Origin of the sequence: Brumimicrobium sp., from assembly GCF_048268645.1 — a bacterium.
In the GTDB taxonomy this organism is placed as follows: Bacteria; Bacteroidota; Bacteroidia; order Flavobacteriales_D; family Crocinitomicaceae; genus Brumimicrobium; species Brumimicrobium ulvae.
Genome location: NZ_JBLWVE010000009.1, coordinates 88,910 through 109,743, shown reverse-complemented (window position 1 = coordinate 109,743; position 20,834 = coordinate 88,910). Strand labels below are relative to the sequence as shown.

20 protein-coding genes are annotated in these 20,834 nt (G+C 34.7%); 2 read left to right on the top strand and 18 right to left on the bottom strand.

Translation table 11 applies throughout. From position 1 onward, the window contains the following. Positions 1 to 198: 198 nt before the first annotated feature. Complete coding sequence (locus ACN0U3_RS09085) at positions 199 to 3,603, bottom strand: caspase family protein (protein WP_417265961.1); 3,405 nt, start codon at positions 3,601 to 3,603, stop codon at positions 199 to 201. Between the two features lie 204 nt (positions 3,604 to 3,807). On the opposite strand from ACN0U3_RS09085, the gene ACN0U3_RS09080 reads away from it, so the two are divergent. After that, positions 3,808 to 4,053 carry a hypothetical protein gene (locus ACN0U3_RS09080; RefSeq protein WP_417265960.1) on the top strand — a complete coding sequence of 82 codons (246 nt, stop codon included), beginning with the start codon at positions 3,808 to 3,810 and terminating at the stop codon, positions 4,051 to 4,053. A 150-nt stretch (positions 4,054 to 4,203) separates the two neighbouring features. Here the strand turns inward: ACN0U3_RS09080 and ACN0U3_RS09075 are convergent, their stop codons facing one another. The 12 genes from ACN0U3_RS09075 to ACN0U3_RS09020 all read right to left on the bottom strand — a co-directional run bounded on the left by ACN0U3_RS09075 (position 4,204) and on the right by ACN0U3_RS09020 (position 14,044). Then, a complete protein-coding gene (locus tag ACN0U3_RS09075) occupies positions 4,204 to 4,890 on the bottom strand; it encodes a hypothetical protein (protein ID WP_417265959.1) in 687 nt (228 codons plus the stop codon). A gap of 181 nt (positions 4,891 to 5,071) precedes the next feature. After that, positions 5,072 to 5,617 (bottom strand): DUF5063 domain-containing protein, encoded by a 546-nt coding sequence (locus tag ACN0U3_RS09070; RefSeq protein WP_417265958.1) that lies wholly within the window; start codon positions 5,615 to 5,617, stop codon positions 5,072 to 5,074. A 97-nt stretch (positions 5,618 to 5,714) separates the two neighbouring features. Further along, positions 5,715 to 6,239, bottom strand: coding sequence for a hypothetical protein (locus ACN0U3_RS09065; protein WP_417265957.1), 525 nt, complete (start codon positions 6,237 to 6,239; stop codon positions 5,715 to 5,717). Between the two features lie 20 nt (positions 6,240 to 6,259). Beyond that, positions 6,260 to 6,733: a hypothetical protein gene (locus tag ACN0U3_RS09060; RefSeq protein ID WP_417265956.1), complete on the bottom strand. Its 474-nt coding sequence runs from the start codon at positions 6,731 to 6,733 to the stop codon at positions 6,260 to 6,262. 160 nt (positions 6,734 to 6,893) lie between these two features. Continuing rightward, the gene (locus ACN0U3_RS09055) at positions 6,894 to 9,218 is read right to left on the bottom strand and encodes a CAP domain-containing protein (protein ID WP_417265955.1); all 2,325 of its coding nucleotides are present in this window, start codon (positions 9,216 to 9,218) and stop codon (positions 6,894 to 6,896) included. A gap of 218 nt (positions 9,219 to 9,436) precedes the next feature. Beyond that, on the bottom strand, positions 9,437 to 9,820 hold the full coding sequence (locus ACN0U3_RS09050) for a hypothetical protein (protein WP_417265954.1): 384 nt from the start codon (positions 9,818 to 9,820) through the stop codon (positions 9,437 to 9,439). Then, positions 9,817 to 10,179, bottom strand: coding sequence for a hypothetical protein (locus tag ACN0U3_RS09045; protein ID WP_417265953.1), 363 nt, complete (start codon positions 10,177 to 10,179; stop codon positions 9,817 to 9,819). The genes ACN0U3_RS09050 and ACN0U3_RS09045 overlap by 4 nt, the downstream gene beginning before the upstream one ends. Positions 10,180 to 10,276: 97 nt before the next feature. Next, on the bottom strand, positions 10,277 to 11,134 hold the full coding sequence (locus ACN0U3_RS09040) for a hypothetical protein (RefSeq protein ID WP_417265952.1): 858 nt from the start codon (positions 11,132 to 11,134) through the stop codon (positions 10,277 to 10,279). A 194-nt stretch (positions 11,135 to 11,328) separates the two neighbouring features. After that, positions 11,329 to 12,180 carry a hypothetical protein gene (locus tag ACN0U3_RS09035; protein WP_417265951.1) on the bottom strand — a complete coding sequence of 284 codons (852 nt, stop codon included), beginning with the start codon at positions 12,178 to 12,180 and terminating at the stop codon, positions 11,329 to 11,331. Between the two features lie 116 nt (positions 12,181 to 12,296). Then, complete coding sequence (locus ACN0U3_RS09030) at positions 12,297 to 12,605, bottom strand: tyrosine-type recombinase/integrase (protein ID WP_417265950.1); 309 nt, start codon at positions 12,603 to 12,605, stop codon at positions 12,297 to 12,299. A gap of 281 nt (positions 12,606 to 12,886) precedes the next feature. Then, a complete protein-coding gene (locus ACN0U3_RS09025; RefSeq protein WP_417265949.1) occupies positions 12,887 to 13,363 on the bottom strand; it encodes a hypothetical protein in 477 nt (158 codons plus the stop codon). Between the two features lie 81 nt (positions 13,364 to 13,444). Continuing rightward, positions 13,445 to 14,044: a class I SAM-dependent methyltransferase gene (locus ACN0U3_RS09020; protein WP_417265948.1), complete on the bottom strand. Its 600-nt coding sequence runs from the start codon at positions 14,042 to 14,044 to the stop codon at positions 13,445 to 13,447. A gap of 139 nt (positions 14,045 to 14,183) precedes the next feature. Here ACN0U3_RS09020 and ACN0U3_RS09015 point away from each other — a divergent pair, with 139 nt between their 5' ends. Next, positions 14,184 to 16,067: a B12-binding domain-containing radical SAM protein gene (locus tag ACN0U3_RS09015; RefSeq protein WP_417265947.1), complete on the top strand. Its 1,884-nt coding sequence runs from the start codon at positions 14,184 to 14,186 to the stop codon at positions 16,065 to 16,067. Between the two features lie 47 nt (positions 16,068 to 16,114). Here ACN0U3_RS09015 and trhA read toward each other — a convergent pair whose 3' ends face one another. The 5 genes from trhA to ACN0U3_RS08990 form a co-directional block, all read right to left on the bottom strand. Beyond that, positions 16,115 to 16,747 (bottom strand): PAQR family membrane homeostasis protein TrhA, encoded by a 633-nt coding sequence (gene trhA, locus ACN0U3_RS09010; RefSeq protein ID WP_417265946.1) that lies wholly within the window; start codon positions 16,745 to 16,747, stop codon positions 16,115 to 16,117. Positions 16,748 to 16,810: 63 nt separating this feature from the next. Continuing rightward, the gene (locus ACN0U3_RS09005; protein ID WP_417265945.1) at positions 16,811 to 17,143 is read right to left on the bottom strand and encodes a hypothetical protein; all 333 of its coding nucleotides are present in this window, start codon (positions 17,141 to 17,143) and stop codon (positions 16,811 to 16,813) included. A gap of 241 nt (positions 17,144 to 17,384) precedes the next feature. Next, on the bottom strand, positions 17,385 to 18,347 hold the full coding sequence (locus ACN0U3_RS09000) for a tRNA dihydrouridine synthase (RefSeq protein WP_417265944.1): 963 nt from the start codon (positions 18,345 to 18,347) through the stop codon (positions 17,385 to 17,387). Positions 18,348 to 18,450: 103 nt separating this feature from the next. Then, positions 18,451 to 19,503, bottom strand: a complete 1,053-nt coding sequence (locus ACN0U3_RS08995; protein WP_417265943.1) for a CNNM domain-containing protein — start codon at positions 19,501 to 19,503, stop codon at positions 18,451 to 18,453. Positions 19,504 to 19,809: 306 nt separating this feature from the next. Further along, the gene (locus tag ACN0U3_RS08990) at positions 19,810 to 20,691 is read right to left on the bottom strand and encodes a hypothetical protein (protein WP_417265942.1); all 882 of its coding nucleotides are present in this window, start codon (positions 20,689 to 20,691) and stop codon (positions 19,810 to 19,812) included. Positions 20,692 to 20,834: the final 143 nt, after the last annotated feature.

Genomic DNA, 20,834 nt, shown 5'->3' with positions numbered 1-20,834 from the left:
TTCCGATAGTTGTTAAAATCTAATATTTTAACAACTGAGGAATCTCTTCTTCCTTTTTTTGATAAAGTTTAACACTAGATAAAATTAATTGATACAGTTCTCGGCTGTAATTATTGAAAAAACACAACCTTAAAACTAGGATTAACGACCTAGCTTGGTAGCTCAGTAGTTTTTTTTAAAATATAAATTGAAATGGTTTTATTTTAAAATCACAATAGGGAAGTCCTGACCGAAACTATAACTGGTAGGATACTGTGCACTTCCATGGAATTTTTCAGAAAGTTCTGGAACACGCTCTTCAACGTAGGTCTTCATTTCATTTACGGTTACTTTATTGTCTTTTCCTGAATGATTTGAGGCAATATCTCCATTGATAATTTCTAAAAGCGCATAAGTAAAAAGCCCATGTTTTAGGTCCCCTGATTCGCTGGCGTATTGAAAGTCTTGTGAAGCGGTTAAAAAGAATGTCCCAGTGTTTCTGGCCAATTGGGCAATGGCTTTTTCTCTTTCGTCTGCCCCTCTTGTGGCTAAAACATTCAAAGCACCACCAGAATGACAAGCATCCAAAATAAACAATTGTTTCTGTGCTGAAATTTCTCTTGAGAATTCAAGTAGTTCTGAAGCAGAAAGGCCTTCTTGCTTTAAAATATCTTCCCCATAAAAGTTCGTAACATTGTGTGTCATGATATAAAATTCTGACAAATTAGCATCAGCTGTAACACTCATTGCTCCGTGTCCTGCATAGTAAAAAATGAATACGTCTTCAGGACCAACATTAGAAACTAAGTCCTTAAAAAGCGATTGAATTTCAGCCTTTGTTGCTTGATTGTTTTCCAATGAATAGCTATAAATCTTATTGAATAAGGGAGTACCTCCTTTTGAAATGGCTTTTGAGAATTCTTTAGCATCTTTCGCAGCATAACTTAAGTTATAACTGCTGTTTTTATATTCATTAATGCCCACAGTCAGGATGTAAAGGTCAACTTTTGCTGCTTCTCCATCGAATTTTACTTTAAGCGTAACAGGATCCGATTCAACTTGTTTTTCACTTTTGGCTACAGCTTTTAAATTGTTTATTCCATCGACCAATGCTATTTCAAATGTCAATGTATTCTCTTTTGCACTTCTGAAGTTTATTTTTTGCTCACTTGTTCTGTAATCTACCAACTTTCCATTGTTGTAAAATTTCACCTCAGAAATTTTTTCCCCATTTTCAATGAGGACTACATCAATAGAAAAAGTAGCTGACTTACTGATAAGGATTGAATCTTCTTCCTTTACAGTTGCGTTTCTTTTTTGACTAGCAATTAGAAAAGTCAGTTCAGGACGATTTTGAATCAAAGACTTCATGTTTTCGCCGGTATCCATTATGCTTTCGCCTTCCATTACTTTTTTCGCAAGTCCAGGTGTGTAGTATTTATCGAATAAAGAAGAAATGGCAATCACTTCCATTCCTGAAACGTAATTCACCAATTGCAAGGCTTTTTTCGAACCATCAAAATGTCCGCTTGGCGTTTTAATGATCCAATCATTTCTATTGATGGGCAGGTAGGTGTACAATTGTTCTTTTTTGTTGAAATCCCAAACAATGACCTCACCATTCATTCCGCGAGAGACCATCAAATTCCCATTGCTTGTAAATTGAATGTCGGTCACCGCACTAATATGACCCGTCAACTGTTCTTCCAACTGTCCTGTTTCTCTATTCCAAAACTTGATGAATCGGTCACCATCCCCAGAAATGATTTGCTTTTGGTCTGGGGAAAAGTTTACGGTATAAACTGGAGCTCCTTTGTCGTTCAATTTTGCAACTTGCATTCCTGTAAGGGTATGCCAAAGTTTTATTTTTCCATCCCAACTAGAAGTGACAACATATTGACCATCTTTAGTAAATTCTATTCCAGAAATTGGTGCTGAATGTCCAATTAAGGTTCTAAACTTTGCTCTAGTATCTAACTCCCAAAAATCAATGTTTTTATTTAAATCTCCGGTGAGAATGTATAAATCGTTAGGGGAGTAGCGGACAAGATAGGGAGCACCGTCTTTTAATTCAATATATGAAGTCCATGTACCTTTTTCAATATCCCATGTTCGCATAGTCCCGTCCCAACTTGCTGATGAAATTACATTTGAATTGTTAGAAAATTGAAGGTCAAAAATCAATGCTTGATGTCCGACCAAAGTATGCTTTAAATCATAAGTTTCGGCATCGTAAATTCTTATTTTTCTATCGCCTCCAGCAACAGCAAGTAGTTTTCCGTCTTTACTGTAGGCCTGACAAAAATTAACCTTACTGGCATCTGTTAGCGTCTTGGTTTTTTTTCCGGTGTTTAAATTTAAAACGATGGTCGATGAATCCACTTTTCCTATGACAATTTCTTGATTGTTGGGGTGAATGGAGAGGTTAGTACGGTAAGAAATATACTGCAAAATACCGACATCAATCCACGAAGAATAATCGAAACGCAATCCGTCTGTTCTCGTTTGATTAAGATAACCCTTAAAATTTCGAGTGATTTTTCTGTTGTTAATTGACCATAAATCGGCACTATAATTCGCTCCAGGTAAAATGAATTGATTGTTTTGTACCTGAAGATTGTAATGGTTGATATCTGGATTTGAGATGCTGAAGATTGCTTTCCCAGAAGTGGCTGAATATATCTTTATTGCTTTACTGTAGCTAATCACCACATGTTTGTTGTCGTTGTTAAATGAAATGGTGTTTGGTAACTGTTCTGGAGTATCGAAGGTCGTAATAGTTTTTCCAGTCTTAATGTTCCATAACTTACCAAGACCTTTATTGGAGGTTGTAAAAACCGTTTTGGAATCATTCGAAATAGCAACCTTTGTTTTACATCCATCACAATCACTGTTTTTAATCAGTGAAACTGTATGCAAAGAATCTCCCGTTTCTGCATCAAAAACGGTAGCGAAAAGTTTTGACGATCCCATCACAATAAACTTCCCGTCATTACTAAAATTTAGAGTATAGGCTTTATCAAATGGAACTGTAAAAAGCGTATCTTTTGTTTTCAGCTTAACGCAAGCCACTTTTTCATAATTGATTTTGCTAAGGACTAATTCACCGTTAAAACTCACCGCATTTGCATCGTCAAAGGCAGCGTAATCTTTTGTGAAATAACCTAATAACTCTCCTGTTGCGCTTTCCCAAACTGAGAAGTGCTGTCTTTTGTCGAAAATTAAGACCTTACTTCCATCACCATTGAACATTGCATTTTGTATGTCGTATTTCGTGTGTAATAAGGTGTGTACAACTTTACCCGTTTCAATGTTGGTCAACTTTACTGTATTGTCATTGGAAGCCGATAAAATGAGTTTATCATCCTGACTAAACTGCAAAGCAGTAATACTTTTCACATGGTGATGGAGGATTCTAATTTGCTTACCAGACTTCTTTTCCCAAATAATAACCGAACGATCAATGCTTCCCGTTGCGATGTATTTTCCATTATGAGAGATGTCGGAAGCTGTAATGGTTTTAGAATGTCCCATTTGCACAATCGCTTCAATGGGCGAATTTTGTTCCTGATTCCACGCTGAAAATCCAATAAGAAAAACTAAAAAAGAGAGTAAATGCTTCATTTATAGTGTTTGTTTTGGGTAAATATAATGAAAAGGATGTTGTGTTAAAGCAAGAAACTTGAGTTGAATTCAAATCGTCTTATTATTTAACTATTGGGTAACTAAACAATAATTTAGGGGCCATAAAAAATATTTTTTTTATGTAGTTGTGCTGTTTTGAATTGATTATCAGTGTTTTTATACAAACATAAAAAACAAATAACTATGATTAAAACACTATTCATTTCATTCTTTGTGATGGCTTCAATCACCTGCTTTTCACAAAATCACCAAGGCTATATTTACGTTTTAGATCAAGCCGAATCAGGCGAAGTTTATTATATGAGTCCTTTTTTGGAATGTCCATTTTCTGGAGATCACGACCCAATCGACAGTAAAAGAAAAAGTCTTGATGAGCAGTACGAGAAAGAAGGAAATCATTCACGGGGTAGTAGAATTGAGATCGGATAATGTTTTAGTTTTTAGACCTGATATAGTCACCTTCAAAGAGTTTAATCTTGAAGTGCTTAATGATTTACTTGAAGTTTTCCTGCTAACGTTTTTCAAATAGGCACATGCGGCCTCCACGTATGAACGTTCGCCGCTTGTGATTATTAGATGTTATTGGCTGTATTTTTCATCTTTCAGGTTTATGTTTAATGTTTTTTTTGTATTGTCGTTTGTCCAGTATGTTAACTCTAAATTATTGTTTTTTAACGTCATTTCTTCAAATTGTTGTTGTGGGTATGCCATAGAAGTCAGGTTTTCTGCAAAAGGTATTTTGAGTAGTTTTTCATTGTTAATATAGTAAATAATTATGTGGTCAGTTGTATCTGATAAATAAACAATGAATTCAAAATTATAATTGTCGTCTTCTGTATCAATGCAAATGAGTTGGTCAAATTCTTTAATCTTTTCTCCTGTGAATTTGTCAATAAGGTTGTAAACACAAGGACCATTCGCGGGGCAACCACTTCGAAACAAAATAGTATTGTCAAACTCCTTGATTAAATGATAACCAAGTCTATAAGTTAATGGATATAACTCAATTTGGAGCGAGTCAAATATTTTTTTCTGGCCATTAACGTTGTCAAGAGTAAGCCAAATTCTGTCACAGTTGAACTGCCAAAAAAGTTTCGATTTATTACTTAATAGTATTGTGTCGCACTCAACAGTATAATGATTTATCAAGCTATCATTTTCGCAAAAACAAGTCTTATTTTGTGCTATTATTTTTTTATTCTCAGAAGATTTACAACCGAAAAGTAGTCCAACGGAAATTGCTAATATAAATGTTGTATTTCTCATTTGTTGTCGGTCTTAATATTGCCACTAACGTTTTGCAGCTACCCGAAGGTGGCGATTTCGAAGCACTTCACTGTCAACCAAGCAGAAACTTTGATAGAAGCACAAAGCTTGATTTAACAACTGAACCGCCACTTTTGGGTAGGTGCTGTTAGCCATAGTATTTTTCTTTATCTCGTTCATTTCACATTGCAACTTTTCCGTCATACCACAAATAATGTAATGCTCTCATTGCGTTAATGCAGTGATTTCCCCAATGGTGATTAAACCCGAATTTCAGTTGCCACAAAGCGTCTTCGATTGATTCGTCAGTATTGATTTGGTCAATCTTGGTCAATTCTTCTTTTAGGTCAGCATAAATGTCCGCAAAGTCGTCAACTAACCAACCTTGTGTCGGTTCGTTTTCTTTGTCATATGCTGGGTCGAATATTTCCCAATAGAAGCATTCTTTGCCAAGTTTCGAAATCAGACCTTTATTCATTTCTCTGAGTTCTTCTTTGTCAATTTCTTCAAATTCACTCTCAGGTCCCGAATGAATCAAGTCAACCGTTTCAAGTTCTAATGCGGTCCGGTACAATTCTGATAATGCTTTATGAGAGTCCTTATAAAATGTCTCTTGGTTTAAATCACCATTTTCTAACAACTTCACGAAATGTCGAGCAGCGTTTAAGAAGTCAGCCGTTGATTTCTTATTCAGCAATTCTGTTATTTCAGTCGATAGTTGTTTCATCGTTTTTTCATATTGTGGCCAACGTTTTTCAAATAGACACATGCGGCTACGACGTATGAACGTTCGCCGCTTGTGTTTATTTGATGTTATAGGTATTTCATTCATTGTGATAGTTTAGATTATATTTCTCGTTCAAATCAATATAATCTTCAGACCCTAAAGATCGTTGTTCAAATTCCATTTTTTGTAACTTTTTCTTAATATTTTCAATATTGTCTCCTTCATAAAGATTTAATTCGCGAATTAGATTTATACCCTCATTTTTGTTTTTGAAATAAGTTTGGGATTCAATTATAGAAGCATATGGCTCGTCATCTAAACGATTTCTTTTATAAAGTAAAACAGTTGTTCCTTTAATTACTTCACCGAATATAAATCCTTCGTTGTCATAATAATTGATTTCAAGATTTATTGAACTGGGATAGTCCATAATTACTTGTACTTTCCTTATTTGATCTGCAATAAACTCTTTTTTTGTAATTGTTCCGTTTTTTTCTTCTTCTAATTTGGTGTTTACCAAAATAGAATTATTATCAACATCGATTATCAATTCTTTAGTTTGTTCTAACCAGTCGACTTGAAGTCCGAAAGTGAAAAATATTAGAAAACATAAACTATTCATACATAATGTTTTAATCAATATTAATCATTCAAAAATCTACCAGCTTTATGAAGAACATATTTTTTTTGGTCGCTTTGGTTATCAAAGTACATACTTACTTTTCCTTCCGTAATAAGTATTATTAGCTCTTCATTCCATTTATCTACAGTTCTTGAAAACTTTATTTCATTTGTGTTTAAGAATTCAATAACACTATTCAATGTTGTTTTATTTGTCAAACCGTTATAGCTACAATTCAGAAACCCTTTTTCAGAAGGTATTGGAATTGGTTGGAACATAATTCCATTTATTTGAGCTTCTGCTGATTGATTGTTAAAATAGAACTCCAGCTTGTCATATTTATAAATTGAAGGATATTTATCTTTACGGAATGAGTAATGTTCCCAATCCGTTTTTCCCAGCATTTCGATTAATTTAGCACGGTTTAAGTTAAAACTGACGTCTTTTAGATGCCCGTTCTTTAAAAAATATTTTAGATCTTCATTTATTGTCATGCTTGAATTACCTATAACGGATGAGGCTTTGCGGCGGCCTGTTAGCTAAATGTTTTATCGAAGATACAAACTTTTAGTTTTACATGAATGTAAAAATCGAAGAGTTTTACAGGCTGACCGTTAAAGGCTGTGTTGTGTGTATCTTGTTTGTCTGGATGAATTAATTATCTCCACACTCTTTACAATATATTTTTTTTATTTCTTCGTCATCTAAAATCTGAAAATTTAAAGCTGGATTATTAAAATAATTACAAAACTCATTACCTGAATAGCGTCTTATTTTTTCAAAGTAGTTCAAATATTGATTCCGGGGGAGTTTTAAATCTGTAAGATGGATAAGTTTCAAAAAGTTAATTAAATCTTCTGGATTCGTAGTTTGGTTTATTTTTCCTTTTGTTAGATTTAATGCATACTTATATTGCCAAAAGAAGGTGTAATAGGAAGCAATTTCGAATGTTTTATCTACATCTAGTCTAGCTGGTCGAATGTAACGTTTCACTTTATTGAAATAATAACTACTTTCTGAACGTGAACCTGTAGCCAGCCAATGACCCCAATCACTTTTTGTAGCTGTATTTAATAATATTCTGGCTTGTTGAACCCTGTCTATGTATTTCCATTTTCGTATTTTATCGTAAAAGGCTACTTTTTTATTTTTATACTCACCTAAAGTATATAGGTAATAATCTATAATTGCGAGAGATGTGTTTATTACTCGATCCTTTTCTTTCAGGGTGTCTAATGCTGAAAGATGGGTGCGAAATTCTTTCAATGATTCAATGGTTATCGTATCGGTTAAATACTTCATCAAAGCACGATTATGAAGAAGTTTATAATTCTTTTTATCATAAACGATTTCTACAGATTCAATCTCTTCATAAGACATTTTATCTGCCAACGCTAATCCATATTGTATACGCTGTAGTTTAATACTTTCATTGATGTTTTTTCTTGCAATAGAACGTTTCAATTTTTCGTTTACATTTTCTGCTGTATATTTTAAATCGTATTCACGTCGTGTGATAAGCTGAATATTTACATAACGATGATTTTTTAAAATGAATTCTAATTCATTACTCAGTTCTTTTTTTGCTAATTTTTCTTTCAATAAAGAGTCGTTGAATTCGCCAAGGTTTTCATAATCGGTGCCTATGATATCTTTCCTAAAGTCCTTAAAGTTTTCTGTAGCAATAACATCTACGAGAGAAGAATCAATCCCGATATTCATTATTGCTTTAAGAAGATACTCAGCTCTCTTTTCATAAAGTGAGGCGTTGTTTTCAGCAGTCCCCTCAATACTTGCCAATCCAATTATTTTAACTTTTGTCAATATCTCTTTATTTTTATTTACCAATCCTATGATTTCTGGTAGTATGCTGTCGTTTGGAGTAACATCAGATTTGTCAAAATATAACCGTTTGGAAAGCGTGTCTATTTGATATTCTTTCATAATTGCATCAGAAGGTTGAAATGCAAAGTTTATAGGAATTTTGACCTCAAAATCAGAAGGCATAACATTATACATTGTATTTGAACAAGGACGTTTATTTTGGATAACAACTAAGTTTACTTCAAAATCTTCATTGATGAAACTAGGCACCTTACCCAAAACGATTTTTGTATGACTAAACGGAATACCCATATAATCTTTTTTATATACAGGTTCTAAAAGTAGTCCTCGTACATTACTTAATCCGTTGTGATAAGAATTACTATCACATTTATATTGTGACTTTACGATTATATCAGCGGCTAATCCATCTCTCCAAGGATTGAAGAAACGCATACGTGTTCTGTTTATTGATGGTCGAGGAAGTAAGCCCCAAAGCATTCTTGGAGAAATAAATTTGTAAATAATAGTGCTATCTTCTAAGATAATAATCTGGCCTTGTGGAGCACGTACTTTACATCTCCAGCATCTCCAAGACCGGTCTGGCTTAAATTCAATTGTATCACGTTCTTTAGCATACTTATCCTTGTATTTTGAACCTCCGAACAACTGACAAGCGTAAATATCACCCTTTCCACCGATTGCAACGGATGTGAAACTTGTTTTGAAATTGGGGTTAATCATATTCGCATAGTGCGGTGGTGAGTTTTTCCAAGCTTGAACGAGTTTTTCGGCTAGTTTTTCGTAGGTATTGATTAGAGGAGAGTTTTTGTCATCCACGGAAGAATGTAGATTCAAATTATTCACTTGAACGTTTTCTCCAACACTATTAAATTGAGCACCATAGAAATCAACTCTGTTCTTAGGTGTCTTCTTTACTTTGAGCCGCTGATTATGAGTCAGTTTTTTCTTTTTTAACATATAAGCAGAATGGTCATCCGCGGCAAAAGACAAAGCAAACTCTGTCTTTACTGGATCAACCTTTGCTCTTTTTCTAAATGAATTTAATTCTTTCTGAATAAAATTATTAAGAATTGTGGGATCAATATTGTCCTTATTAAATGGTGTTTGTGCTATGCAGAAAAAACCATTCACGAGAAAAACGAATATTACTAAGTGTCTAAAACAAAAATATGTTAAAAAGTTAGATATCATTACTTAGTAGGTTCTTCTCTAGTTACACACAACGTTCCTCGGCTATGGCTAGTGCGGATTTCGTAACTCCGTTCTTGTCTGCTCGCAGTTGCGTTTATTTTTTGCAACATCCTCATTTTTAACCAATCAGTCCGCATTAGCCATAACCGATGTTGGCACTAGTGTTTTATTTCATTAATGTACATACCAATTCCATATGTCAATTGGAAACCAAAATTCAAACTGTCTGAGCCAAAATTTACGAAGGGTTTAGGGTCATTGTCTGTTATCATTAAAAAACCTAAACGACTGTCATTGTCGTAAAGGTCAATTTGTACATCAGCTACAAATTTTCGTTGAATTGCAGGCTCGATATTTCTTTTCAAAATGTCCTTAAAGACTTCCACTTGATTATTGTCAAGTTCGATTATACTATCTGGGTTTTTAAAGTTGATTTCAATTCTTGTCGTGCGGTCTACAATTGAGTTGTACTTGTCGATTTTCGATTGAGAGCAAGCTGTCAATGTCAGGGCAATTATGAATAATAAATTAATTGCTTTCATATTTTATCCTGTCTATAGAGTAAAAGTCGGCTTGCTGGATCAATAATTATTGAAACGCTTTCACTTTTGCTCAAATTCTTGTTGAAATAGTAGTTGCCACCATCTTCTCGCCAATTGTCTGAATTTTCAGGTAACGATTTCATTAATTGCTCAAAATTTGATGAGTCAAATTCAAGTTCAACAATGATTGAATAATCAGAACCTGCAAATCCTGCAGCTTCAGAAGTGTCTTGAATCACTGTATAATTGTCTGGTAATACCAAGTCGGAATTTTGTTCTATTAAGTCTGCTCGACCATTTATCATAAGACAACTGGTCATCGTACAACTAAGAATCAATATTTGTAGTAGTAGTTTCATTTTACATTAGTGCCAACGGTTTTCAACTAGGCTTTCGAGCCGCTACCACGAATGTACGTAAAAGGCTTGAAGCTTAGCTGATGTTAGTAACCGTTCATTATTTAATTGTATAAATGTGAGACAGGCCATAAACCTGTTTAATATCAAAAACATTCTTTTCATTGGGAGTTGTCTCATTTAGTATTGGCGACAAGGAAACATTAATTGCGTACAAGTATTGACCTTTCTCTGATATAGTAATAGGGCTACACTCATTAACTTTACTTGTGTAAACCACAGTCTCTTCACCGGGAACTAACAAACTTTCTTCTTTATCTTGTGCATCACAAAATTGATAAGGGGAATGCTGAGTATATCTGCCATTACTATCTTTTTTATAAGTAATACCAAGGAAATCTGAAGCGCAACTCTGACCGTGATTAACTGTATTAAAACATAGAGAAGGATATAGAGTGTCGGAACTATTATTTATTAATCTAAACCGAGGAGATACCATTAATACAGGTTCATCCAGAATCTTTAACTCTATGTTTTCAGGTTTATTAATGATTTTTTTGATTTCAATTCTTTTTAAGACTGTTGAGTTATTTTCATTCAAACCAAAAAAACAATCAATTGAAACTGCAGTTAATTGTTCGCTTAATTGTAATTTATGTGAATATTCAAATATGCTATCTTTTGTTTTAAATGACACCGCAATATTATAAGTTGAATCTTTTAATATTTCTCCCATATAGGCGTAAATATTAGGGTTGTGTGTAGTCTTTGGTATGTTATATTTATAATTAAAATCATAAAAGAAGATATACTCTGTACCTTCGATATGAAAGCTAAAATCATTTTCATCCGAAATTTCTTCTTCTTCATAAATCGCTGTAGCAATCGTTATTTTAGTCTCTTGAGAAATGCCTGAACTTGAATAGATCAGTACAAAGATGAATAATACATATTTCATTTTTTCAATTATATTAAGATGCTTTGAGCAAACTTTGAGTCCACCATGGTTACTAACGTTTTGCAGCTACCCGAAGGTGGCGATTTCGAAGCGCTTCACTGTCAGCCAAGCACCAACTTTGATAGAAGCACAAAGCTTGATTTAACCACTGAACCGCCACTTTTGGGTAGGTGCTGTTACCTGCTGGCTTTCTTTTATCCTGCTGCATTAACTTGGATTTTGTCCTTGATGTCACGAAAAGGAACATTGATAAAAATTGTGTCACTTATAATTAGTCTTACATTATTTGTCGAACGGTCTAAAGAGTCAATTACAACGGTTGTTCCTCTTTTTATTAGATAATTGCTTCGTTCGCTTTTATCAACTAATCTATAACCGATAAAGTCTTCAAGTGCTACCGTTACATATCCTATATGTTGCTTTTCTGGTTTTCCAATCCTTACCTCATAATTGTCAAGTGAAACCGTAATAGGATAATCTTGAAAATCGTAGACAAGCTCATCTCTATCTTTAACAAACCCTGTCAATATATTTTTGTCTGCTCTTTGTAGGGCAACAGGTTGTCCAAATTCTGAAATTTCAAATAGTTTTTTAAACCTAGTGTTTCTGAATTCAATGAACTCATTTGTATAGTAGTCGCTACCCGAAGGGCTTGAAACATTAAATATTGGATTTGTAAATTTTAATTGGTTTGTAACATCTTGAATTATTAGTCCGCCTTCACAACCTTCCGCAAGTTCAATTGAATCTAAAACTGTCTTTGTCTTGTCGATAAAATACAAATAATTCCCTTGGCAATAGAAACTACTATCGTATTTTAAATTGTCAACCAAATTGTATAATGATTTAACTATTACCGAATATTCTTTGCTATCAATGTGTCCTCTAACAACTGAATGAAGTTTTCTCGTTGTTATCTTCGCAACACTCGGTATTGTGTCATTGTTAAGAGCTTTTGTAACTATCTCGTCAACTTTATTTGGAGTCTGCGAACAAGAACAAAAAAGTCCTAAGCTAAAAATCAATATAATTCTATGTCGTTTCATAAGCTTGCAGGTAACTTTTTATATATCCAATTAATCCGCACAATATCCTCTAAACCAAGAAATAGTGTACAGTTTTACTGAATAATATATTGTAAAGCTAATGAAACATTTCTATTTTACAAATCGTCAAATGGACTTTTGATTCGTTGTATGTCCCTGTTGCTGACATGTGTATAAATCTCTGTTGTCTTTGAACTGCTGTGTCCCAATAACTCCTGTATATAGCGAAGGTCTGTACCGCTTTCCAATAAATGAGTAGCATAGCTATGTCGCAACCAATGAAGTGTCACTTTTTTCTTTATTCCCGCCTTCTTTACAGATTTTTTTAATACTTCTTGAATACTGGTAGGACTATACTTTTTCCCTGCTTTTTGACCTTCAAAGAGCCATGTCTTAGGTTTCTTAATTAAGATAACTAAAAACATCTCAAACAAAAAAAGAAAATCAATCGAAATATGTTAAATGTCAACCATGAAATAAACCACTATGGACCAAAAGTACCATAGGTTCACATGAGAATAAAATTCTATGGTTATCAAAATAGTTGGACATTAGATGTTAGACATTAGACTTCTCAGTCTAACATCTATTGTCTAGCATCCAATCTTTATTATAGAGATTTTTAGAAGCTAAAGCGAGATGCACTAATCCGAGGCCTTTCGGGAGCATAGTTTAAACTCTATTTGAGACCAATAAATACAACCAACTATAATGTCAATTCCTCAATCCTCAAATTATAATCAAACTGTAAATCTTCATGCAAGCCTTTGATCTTCTTTTGAAGGGCCAGAATCTGTCGCTCGTATAAATTCGTTAATGTTGTATTGTTAAATATTGAAGGACGTAAATCCCCTAAACATTCACAGAAATAGAGGAGAAGCTCAATCTCTGTTGTTTTATTTCCAGAATAACGAATGAAAACCTTAGTTTGTTTGAGGATTTTCCGAATCGTTTTCTTCATAAAAAAATAACTACTGGTATTCATCTCTTCAAACAATTCATTTATTGTAGACTTCACATTTTCAATATATCCGTTCTCGTCATCTGCTTGAAATAGCAAATAACTTAACATTGCTTTGTTTTCTTTTTTGAATTTCCCTAAACGTATGCACAACTCCAATAGTTCTTCCTTTGGAAGATGTTTTAACTCCTTTTTTATGGTAACAATAGATTCTGTTTTCATATTTCAAAATTAAGATTTTTCTACTGAATTTTTCAGCATTAAATCTGAGGCTGATGTAATGATAAATCGACATCAGAAAGCTTACTTTTTACACTTGACAATATAAAAAGTTAAGTCTTCTTCTATTTCAACGAATTCAAAAAGACCATAAGGACCAAATTCAGCTTGTATAGATTCAGTATCGTAAAAATAAAGTTTTAACCCCTTGTGAACTTCATATCGATCTTTACTTACATATTTACCACTTCCATAATTGACAGCATTTTTCGAAACGACGACAAATACCATTATTCCTCCTTTTGAAAGTTGATTATAGCAATTTTGAACAAATACTTCACGTTCTTCGCTGTCGAGTAAGTGTATTAGTGAATAACAATAGATTCCGTCGTATTCATTCGTATCAAAAGGCATGTCTAAAACAGAGCCATGATGGATTTTAGAGTGAAAACCAAATTGTTTTCTTGCTTTTTTTATGGCTGTCTGGGAAATTTCAATTCCTGTAACATTCATACCATTTTCGATGAAAACTTGGGCGTTTCTTCCATATCCAAATCCTGGAATAAGAATGTTTTTTATACCTTTTTCAATAAAAAAGTCTTTGATCAATAGGGTGGAAGGTGTTGGTTCATGTCCCCACATTTCTTGATTGCTTCTATAAATTGATTCCCATGTTTCCGACATAAGGTATGGTTTTGAAATGCAAAAGTTAAGCATTAAAGATGAGATAATAATACTTATGTTCCGGTTCTCACTCAATTGGTCAACAATTAATTCATAGGCTATTTAGAACAATTCGCCTTATAGTTCCTATCTTTGCTTTATGCAGCAAAAACTCCTTTTAGTTACTCCTCCTTTTACTCAGCTCAACACTGCTTATCCAGCAACAGCTTATTTGAAGGGATTCCTTGAAGAACATGAGGTCCCTGTAGAGCATTGTGATTTAAGTATAGAATTATTTACCGCTATTTTTACAGGTGAATTTCTACGTGCTATTATACAGGAAGCAATAGATATGGAAAGCTTTAATCATCCCTTGGTGATTGAGAATAAAGAACATTATATTTCTCGGGTAGACGAAGTGATTAGTTTCCTTCAAAAAAATGATTTGGCATCGGCACATAAAATACTTGAAGATGGATTTTTGCCTGTAGGACATCGCTTGTCTAAGGTGAACACTACAATTCAATGGGCGGAAGGAAATATTGGAGTAATCGATAAAGCCAAACATTATGCAACACTCTATATCGAAGAAATAGGCGACTTTATTCAAGCGAATGTCGATGAGTTTTTTGCCTTTACTAAATATGCTGAGCAAATTGCTACGGCATCCTGTAGCTTTAATCAGTTGGATGAGTTTCTTCATTATGAACCGACCCTGATCGAAGATAAGATGCTTGAAATCTTTGAGCAATTACTTAAAAAGCATTCACCGACCTTGGTGTGTTTTACAATTCCTTTTCCTGGAAATTTGTTTGCTGCCTTACGTTGCGCTCAATTCATAAAACATTTTTACCCGCATATTCGTGTGGCATTAGGAGGTGGTTACTGTAATACAGAATTACGCTCTCTCGAGGATCCTCGAATTTTTGAATCGGTTGATTTCATTTCTCTCGATGATGGGGAAGGACCTGTTTTAAGATTGGTAGAATACCTTGAAGGAAAGGTTGAGGTAGACGACCTTGAACGTACTTATGTTCTGGAAGATGGGAAGGTCGTTTATAAAAACAAAGTGCCCAATAAAATATATCACCACAAAGATTTACCAGCTCCAAATTATAGGGGATTACCCTACGAGAAATATGTGTCTTTTTTAGACATTGTTAATCCAATGCACCGCATGTGGACAGATGCACGGTGGAATAAATTGACGATTTCACATGGTTGTTATTGGAGTCAATGTACTTTCTGTGATATAAGTCTAGATTATATCGCCATCTATCAGAATACAACAGCAGAAGCCTTGGTTGATAAAATTGAGAAGATTGTTCAAGATACTGGAATCACAGGCTTTCACTTTGTTGATGAAGCAGCTCCTCCTAAAGTACTGCGTGCTTTATCTTTAAAGTTAATCGAACGAAATGTGAAAATTACCTGGTGGACCAATATTCGATTTGAAAAAACATTTAGCGCTGAACTGTGTCAACTGATGGCAGATTCGGGTTGTATTGCTGTAACAGGAGGATTAGAAGTGGCTTCTGACCGTTTGTTAGCGATGATAAAGAAAGGAGTTGATGTGGCACAGGTAACACGAGTAACGCACAACTTTTCTCAAGCCAATATAATGGTGCATGCCTACCTAATGTATGGATTTCCGACCCAAAACGAACAAGAAACCATTGATTCTTTGGAAGTGGTGAAGCAATTGTTTGAAAAGAACTGTATACAGTCTGCCTATTGGCATCAGTTTACAACCACAGTTCATAGTCCAATAGGAAAGAATCCACAGGACTTCGGAATTGAAGTGATCGGACCTCTTTTCAAAGGTTTTGCCTCTAATGATTTGTACCACGTCGACCCAACAGGTGCCGATCATCCAAAATATACGGAAGGATTAAATAAGGCCTTACATGCCTTCTTAAACAATAGAGATTACGATAAACCGATGCAACATTGGTTCGATTTCCCTGTTCCTTCAACTACGCATCCAAAGGATATGATTGAAGGATTTTTAAATATGGAAAAAGAGGTGAACAAAGTTCAATAATAAGTTAATTATGTCTTGTTAGCTTATTGTGATATAGGGTTTTAGTTTTATTTTAATACGAAGTTATAAATTGAGTGAAAGTGACAATAACTACCGATTAAAACAAAGATGTGAAAGATAGCATGATTGAATTTTAATTTGTCAATGTTGTAAAGTAAAGCGCCTAACATGTAGGCAGCTCCACCCGCGGCAAGCCAGAAAAGTCCATCGGCTGATAAATTCTCCATTAGCGGTTGAACAGCAAAAACAATCACCCAAGCCATCAGCACATACATTAGAGTAGACAAAACCTTGAACCTGCCTGTGAAAAACAGTTTTAATACAATTCCGAAGAATGCAATTCCCCAAACAACGCTAAAAATAATGGTTCCGGTTGTGCCTTTGAGTGTAATCAGACTATAGGGAGCATAGGTTCCTGCAATCAATAGAAAAATTGCAGCATGATCAAATATCTTTAGCCTTTTTCTCAATTTAGGTGCCTTAGCATTGTGATATAAGGTGGAAGCAGCATAAAGCACAATTAAACTCAAGCCGTAAATCGTTACGCTTAAAGTATTTATGGTGTTGCCTTGTGGAATGGTTTTGACGAGTAATAATATGAATGCCAAAATACTTAACAAAAATCCAGTGGCGTGCGAAAGCACATTTAATCGTTCTTCTTGAGGCGAATATTGATTCATTTTTTTAGAGGTTTACTTTGCTTCTATAAAGTATCTTCGTTTTAACTTTTTTGCATCTGCAATTTATTTTTTCGAAAGTGCATCAGCAACCTTTTGTGCGTCAATAGAATATTTATCATCACCCTTTAAAGTCCATTCTCCTGTCTTTTTGATGTAATATTCAACGGTTTTTTCAACGACTGTTGCATAGCCTCCAAATGAAGTGAGCATTTGTTGCACGGCTTCCAAGTATTGACTTTTACTCAAATTTCCCGCAACGACTTTGTTCCATAGGTTGTTGATGCGTTTGGACTGTTCTAAATGTGTTGGGCTGGTTTTTTTATGGGCCATAAGGTAAAGTGAAAGCGCTTTCACTTCTGGTGATGGCTTTTCTTTGTTTTTGGTATTTTCTGTCATTTTATTGTAGATGAAATTATTTTATTTGTGTTTAAGCCCTGCTCGAATTTGTGGCAGCTCTACGCAAAAGTGTAAATATAGTTCATTATTCTTATTCCTCACTTTTTTATTGAATGTGTAGGATGAATTTGTGAGGATTTAACGGAATTCTGATGGTGGAAAGTATAGCGCACGTTTTTTGATTTGTTCCGTGGAATTTTTTCAATGGTGAAGTTGAAGAATAAGCATTTTAAGACATGGATTACCCTTCTTGAATTCTTTTCTCTGTCCTTATGATTTGACTAACAGCTTCTCTGTACTTATTGGGGTTTGTCGCTTTCTTTATGGCTTTGAAGGTCTTTTGAGGTTGTGATGTCGTTTCAGCAAAATACTTCCAAAATCCAAGCATTTTCATTCTGATGGGAGTTGGTCCTGATAAATATGCGTCATAGTCTTGATAGATTGTGTTGTGAAACGCCATGAAAATATCCCATCTGTCTTTTGGATATGTTGTGGTGTTGTTTTTAATCATGTTGGGCAAAAAAGGATCTGCAATTAGTCCTCGTCCTATTAAATAGTGATCAATTGTTGGGAAACGCCCTTCAATCTTTTTGAATGCTGCTACACTGGTGATGTCACCGTTGTAATACAGTTTATGTCGGGTTCCTGTAACGCATTTTTCGAAAGCTTCTAAATCAACAGGACCTTTATATAACTGTTTTCCAATGCGCGCATGAATGGCTATGCTTTTCAACGGAAATTGATCCAGGACAGGGAAGGTATCTAGTATTTCTGCTGCGTTTTCGTATCCCATCTGCATTTTCATAGAAACTACGATGTCTGTTTCATTATGTGCTTTGGTCAATACTTCCTGAATTCGTGCGGGTTGACAAATTAAACCTGACCCCATACCAGATTTTGTAACCATCGGATAAGGACAGCCTAAATTCCAATTCAGTTCTTTATACCCTAAACTTTGAACGTATTTCGCGACAAAGACGAACTCATCTGGGTCGTTGGTGATGACCTGCGGAATGATTGTTAAGGTGGAGTTATTTTCGGGTGCTAAATCGAGCTGGTATGAGTTTTTTATGACCATTTTCCCTTGTAAACGAATGTAAGGAGCATAAAAAGTGTCGATTCCACCAAAATAATGATGAAAAGCATTGCGAAACCTGAAGTCTGTGAATCCCTGCAATGGAGAGGAAAGTAATGTGGGCGCCATAGTTATTTATATATCGGCAAAGATAGGAGAATAGCTTAAGATGTAATTCTAAAGTTTAATTTCTTTAATGTTCGAATATTACGGATTAGAATTGTTCTTGGCTTCATTCTTCCTTGTTCAGGTACTGATATTTTTTTTGTTTTTCTTCCCATCTCTTTACAGCGTATTGCTGCATGTCAGCAATCTCATCTTTTTCATCAAGAATTTCAAAGCCTAACAAAGTTTCTATTATGTCTTCTAAGGTAGTGATTCCATCCATTCCTCCATACTGATCCACAACCAATGATATGTGTTCTTTCTGATGCAGCATTTCTTCCCAAGCGTCAAAAAGGGTTACCGTTTTAGGAAATACGATAATCTCTCTTTTGATGTCCTTCAATTTTAAGTCGAATTGATCTTCAGCTAATTTTTCAAATACCAATTCCCTCAACACATATCCTGTAATGTTGTCTTTGTTTCCTTTGTAGATTGGAATGCGTGAAAAATGTAGAAAGGCTTTGTTTTTCAAGAATTCTTGTAGGGTCATATCTTCACTTGCAGTAACAACAACAATACGCGGAGTCATAACTGTGTTGATTTTTAAACTTTTTAGTTTGATCAAGTTTTGAATGATTTTATTTTCCTTGTCTGCAAAAATACCTTCTTTGGTTCCAATGCTCGCCAAGGCCGATATTTCTTCTCTGCTGGTGGTTAACTCTACCGTGTTGCGCGAGAGTAATTTGGTTAATTTTGATGATAACCACACTAAAGGATAGGTTAGAAAGACTGATACTTTGATTAATTTCGAAACAATACCGATGAGTTCTTTGCTGTAATTGGCGCCTAGGGTTTTGGGTATAATTTCTGTCAAAACAAGTATTAAAATGGTTAAAACCGCTGAAACAACTCCAAAATAGGCATCTCCAAATACAATAGTGGCTTGGGCTCCAACTCCTGCTGCTCCAATGGTGTGTGCAACTGTATTTAAAGATAAAATAGCCGAAAGGGGCTTGTCAATATCTTCCTTTAAACCGATCATTGCTATGGCATTTTTGTTGCCCGCACCTGACTTTATTTTTAAATATGAAATGGGAACTGAGAGTAGAACAGCTTCCATTATGGAACAGATAAATGAAACGAATAAGGCCAGAAAAAGGTAAGCAAATAATAAAACCATTATTTTGTATGATAGATTTTTAAATTCAAAAGATGAACAATTTCAAGTTACAAAAATAATGAAAGCTATGAAGGTGAAATAGATAAATCCTCAATAAAATAAAAATAAGCGACGCTGAAATGAAAAAATACTGAACTCCGATAAAATCGATTTTAGTCGTCTGTATTCAAATAATGCTCAATTATATTCTCTAAAACACTCCTGTTGTTCTTGGTTTAAAGACTTTAAACTTTCTTGTTTTTGAGCAATCTAACACCTTTTGTTAAATGACTTTTGGGTCAGTTTCTAGAATGAAATACTTCTCGATTATTGTTCACTTTTTATCACCCGCTTTCTGCTGCCGTCACTATAAATGAGAATCACTGGGGTATTGGGTTTAAACTCAACTTCTCGCCCCATAAAATCAACTACCTTAATGACTTTTTTATGCTTTGTATTGTAATCTCCAAACTCATATTCATCTGTGTCTAATTCCCGCAATCGTTCTACGCGTACATCATCAATAAAGTAATAAGCTCCGTAAGTTCCTGCTTGTCCTGAGCTGGTCGGATTTGGAATTGTTGGGGTTTGATTATCTGAACTAAAGTTTCCAATGGTCAGATAGGTGTATGCTCCTGTAGCGACAATGGTATCTGCAATGCGCACCCATTTTTGTGTGTCGGTAATATAATCATTGGCCGTAACTTGTGGCGTATAGTTAAGCACGTTATTTGAATTACTACTGATGGCTTGTTCAGATAAGTACATTCCCAGTTGGTTTGTCGCAAATTCTTGTGAATCGGCTAAAGAAACATAGCATTCTACAATGTAATTGTATCCTGGTGTAAGTGCTGTGCTGAGTTGTACTTGGAGGTATTCTCTTTGTTCAAGTCCTTGGATGCTGAAAACAGATATTGCTGACATTACGTCTCCTGTTCGTGGAAGCTGTGATCCTTTGATTCCAATTGGACCATCATAAGTGCTGTTGGGCTGATGGTTGAAACAAGAGGAAGGGATTGTTGTGGAGTAAAGGTCGGGGGACCCCATGGTTGGGGTTGTCCAGTTTTGTGAGGTCGCACTGAAGTCACTGGCATACATGATTTCGCAAAAGCTTCCATTGGTGGCTTCAAAACTAGGGTTGGGGACAAGGTTTTGTGCAGTTGACTGAAAAGCCAATAGCAAAGTGAAAATAGAAATAATAGTTTTCATGTTGTTGATTTTAAATGTTCTTAATGCATTAAACGAATGGTGTTTGTAAATGGTTGGTGCATAGGTTGTTAAATCTTTATTGTTACATAATAAAAGTAAGGTAATCAATGTAGTTACTGACTCAGCAGGCGTTCTGTTTCTAA

Excerpts from the sequence above, each read along its gene's own strand:
- ACN0U3_RS09085 (WP_417265961.1), bottom strand. The coding sequence starts at position 3,603 with ATGAAGCATTTACTCTCTTTTTTAGTTTTTCTTATTGGATTTTCAGCG.
- ACN0U3_RS09080 (WP_417265960.1), top strand. The coding sequence starts at position 3,808 with ATGATTAAAACACTATTCATTTCATTCTTTGTGATGGCTTCAATCACC.
- ACN0U3_RS09075 (WP_417265959.1), bottom strand. The coding sequence starts at position 4,890 with ATGAGAAATACAACATTTATATTAGCAATTTCCGTTGGACTACTTTTC.
- ACN0U3_RS09070 (WP_417265958.1), bottom strand. The coding sequence starts at position 5,617 with ATGAAACAACTATCGACTGAAATAACAGAATTGCTGAATAAGAAATCA.
- ACN0U3_RS09065 (WP_417265957.1), bottom strand. The coding sequence starts at position 6,239 with ATGAATAGTTTATGTTTTCTAATATTTTTCACTTTCGGACTTCAAGTC.
- ACN0U3_RS09060 (WP_417265956.1), bottom strand. The coding sequence starts at position 6,733 with ATGACAATAAATGAAGATCTAAAATATTTTTTAAAGAACGGGCATCTA.
- ACN0U3_RS09050 (WP_417265954.1), bottom strand. The coding sequence starts at position 9,820 with ATGAAAGCAATTAATTTATTATTCATAATTGCCCTGACATTGACAGCT.
- ACN0U3_RS09045 (WP_417265953.1), bottom strand. The coding sequence starts at position 10,179 with ATGAAACTACTACTACAAATATTGATTCTTAGTTGTACGATGACCAGT.
- ACN0U3_RS09040 (WP_417265952.1), bottom strand. The coding sequence starts at position 11,134 with ATGAAATATGTATTATTCATCTTTGTACTGATCTATTCAAGTTCAGGC.
- ACN0U3_RS09035 (WP_417265951.1), bottom strand. The coding sequence starts at position 12,180 with ATGAAACGACATAGAATTATATTGATTTTTAGCTTAGGACTTTTTTGT.
- ACN0U3_RS09030 (WP_417265950.1), bottom strand. The coding sequence starts at position 12,605 with ATGTTTTTAGTTATCTTAATTAAGAAACCTAAGACATGGCTCTTTGAA.
- ACN0U3_RS09025 (WP_417265949.1), bottom strand. The coding sequence starts at position 13,363 with ATGAAAACAGAATCTATTGTTACCATAAAAAAGGAGTTAAAACATCTT.
- ACN0U3_RS09020 (WP_417265948.1), bottom strand. The coding sequence starts at position 14,044 with ATGTCGGAAACATGGGAATCAATTTATAGAAGCAATCAAGAAATGTGG.
- ACN0U3_RS09015 (WP_417265947.1), top strand. The coding sequence starts at position 14,184 with ATGCAGCAAAAACTCCTTTTAGTTACTCCTCCTTTTACTCAGCTCAAC.
- trhA (WP_417265946.1), bottom strand. The coding sequence starts at position 16,747 with ATGAATCAATATTCGCCTCAAGAAGAACGATTAAATGTGCTTTCGCAC.
- ACN0U3_RS09005 (WP_417265945.1), bottom strand. The coding sequence starts at position 17,143 with ATGACAGAAAATACCAAAAACAAAGAAAAGCCATCACCAGAAGTGAAA.
- ACN0U3_RS09000 (WP_417265944.1), bottom strand. The coding sequence starts at position 18,347 with ATGGCGCCCACATTACTTTCCTCTCCATTGCAGGGATTCACAGACTTC.
- ACN0U3_RS08995 (WP_417265943.1), bottom strand. The coding sequence starts at position 19,503 with ATGGTTTTATTATTTGCTTACCTTTTTCTGGCCTTATTCGTTTCATTT.
- ACN0U3_RS08990 (WP_417265942.1), bottom strand. The coding sequence starts at position 20,691 with ATGAAAACTATTATTTCTATTTTCACTTTGCTATTGGCTTTTCAGTCA.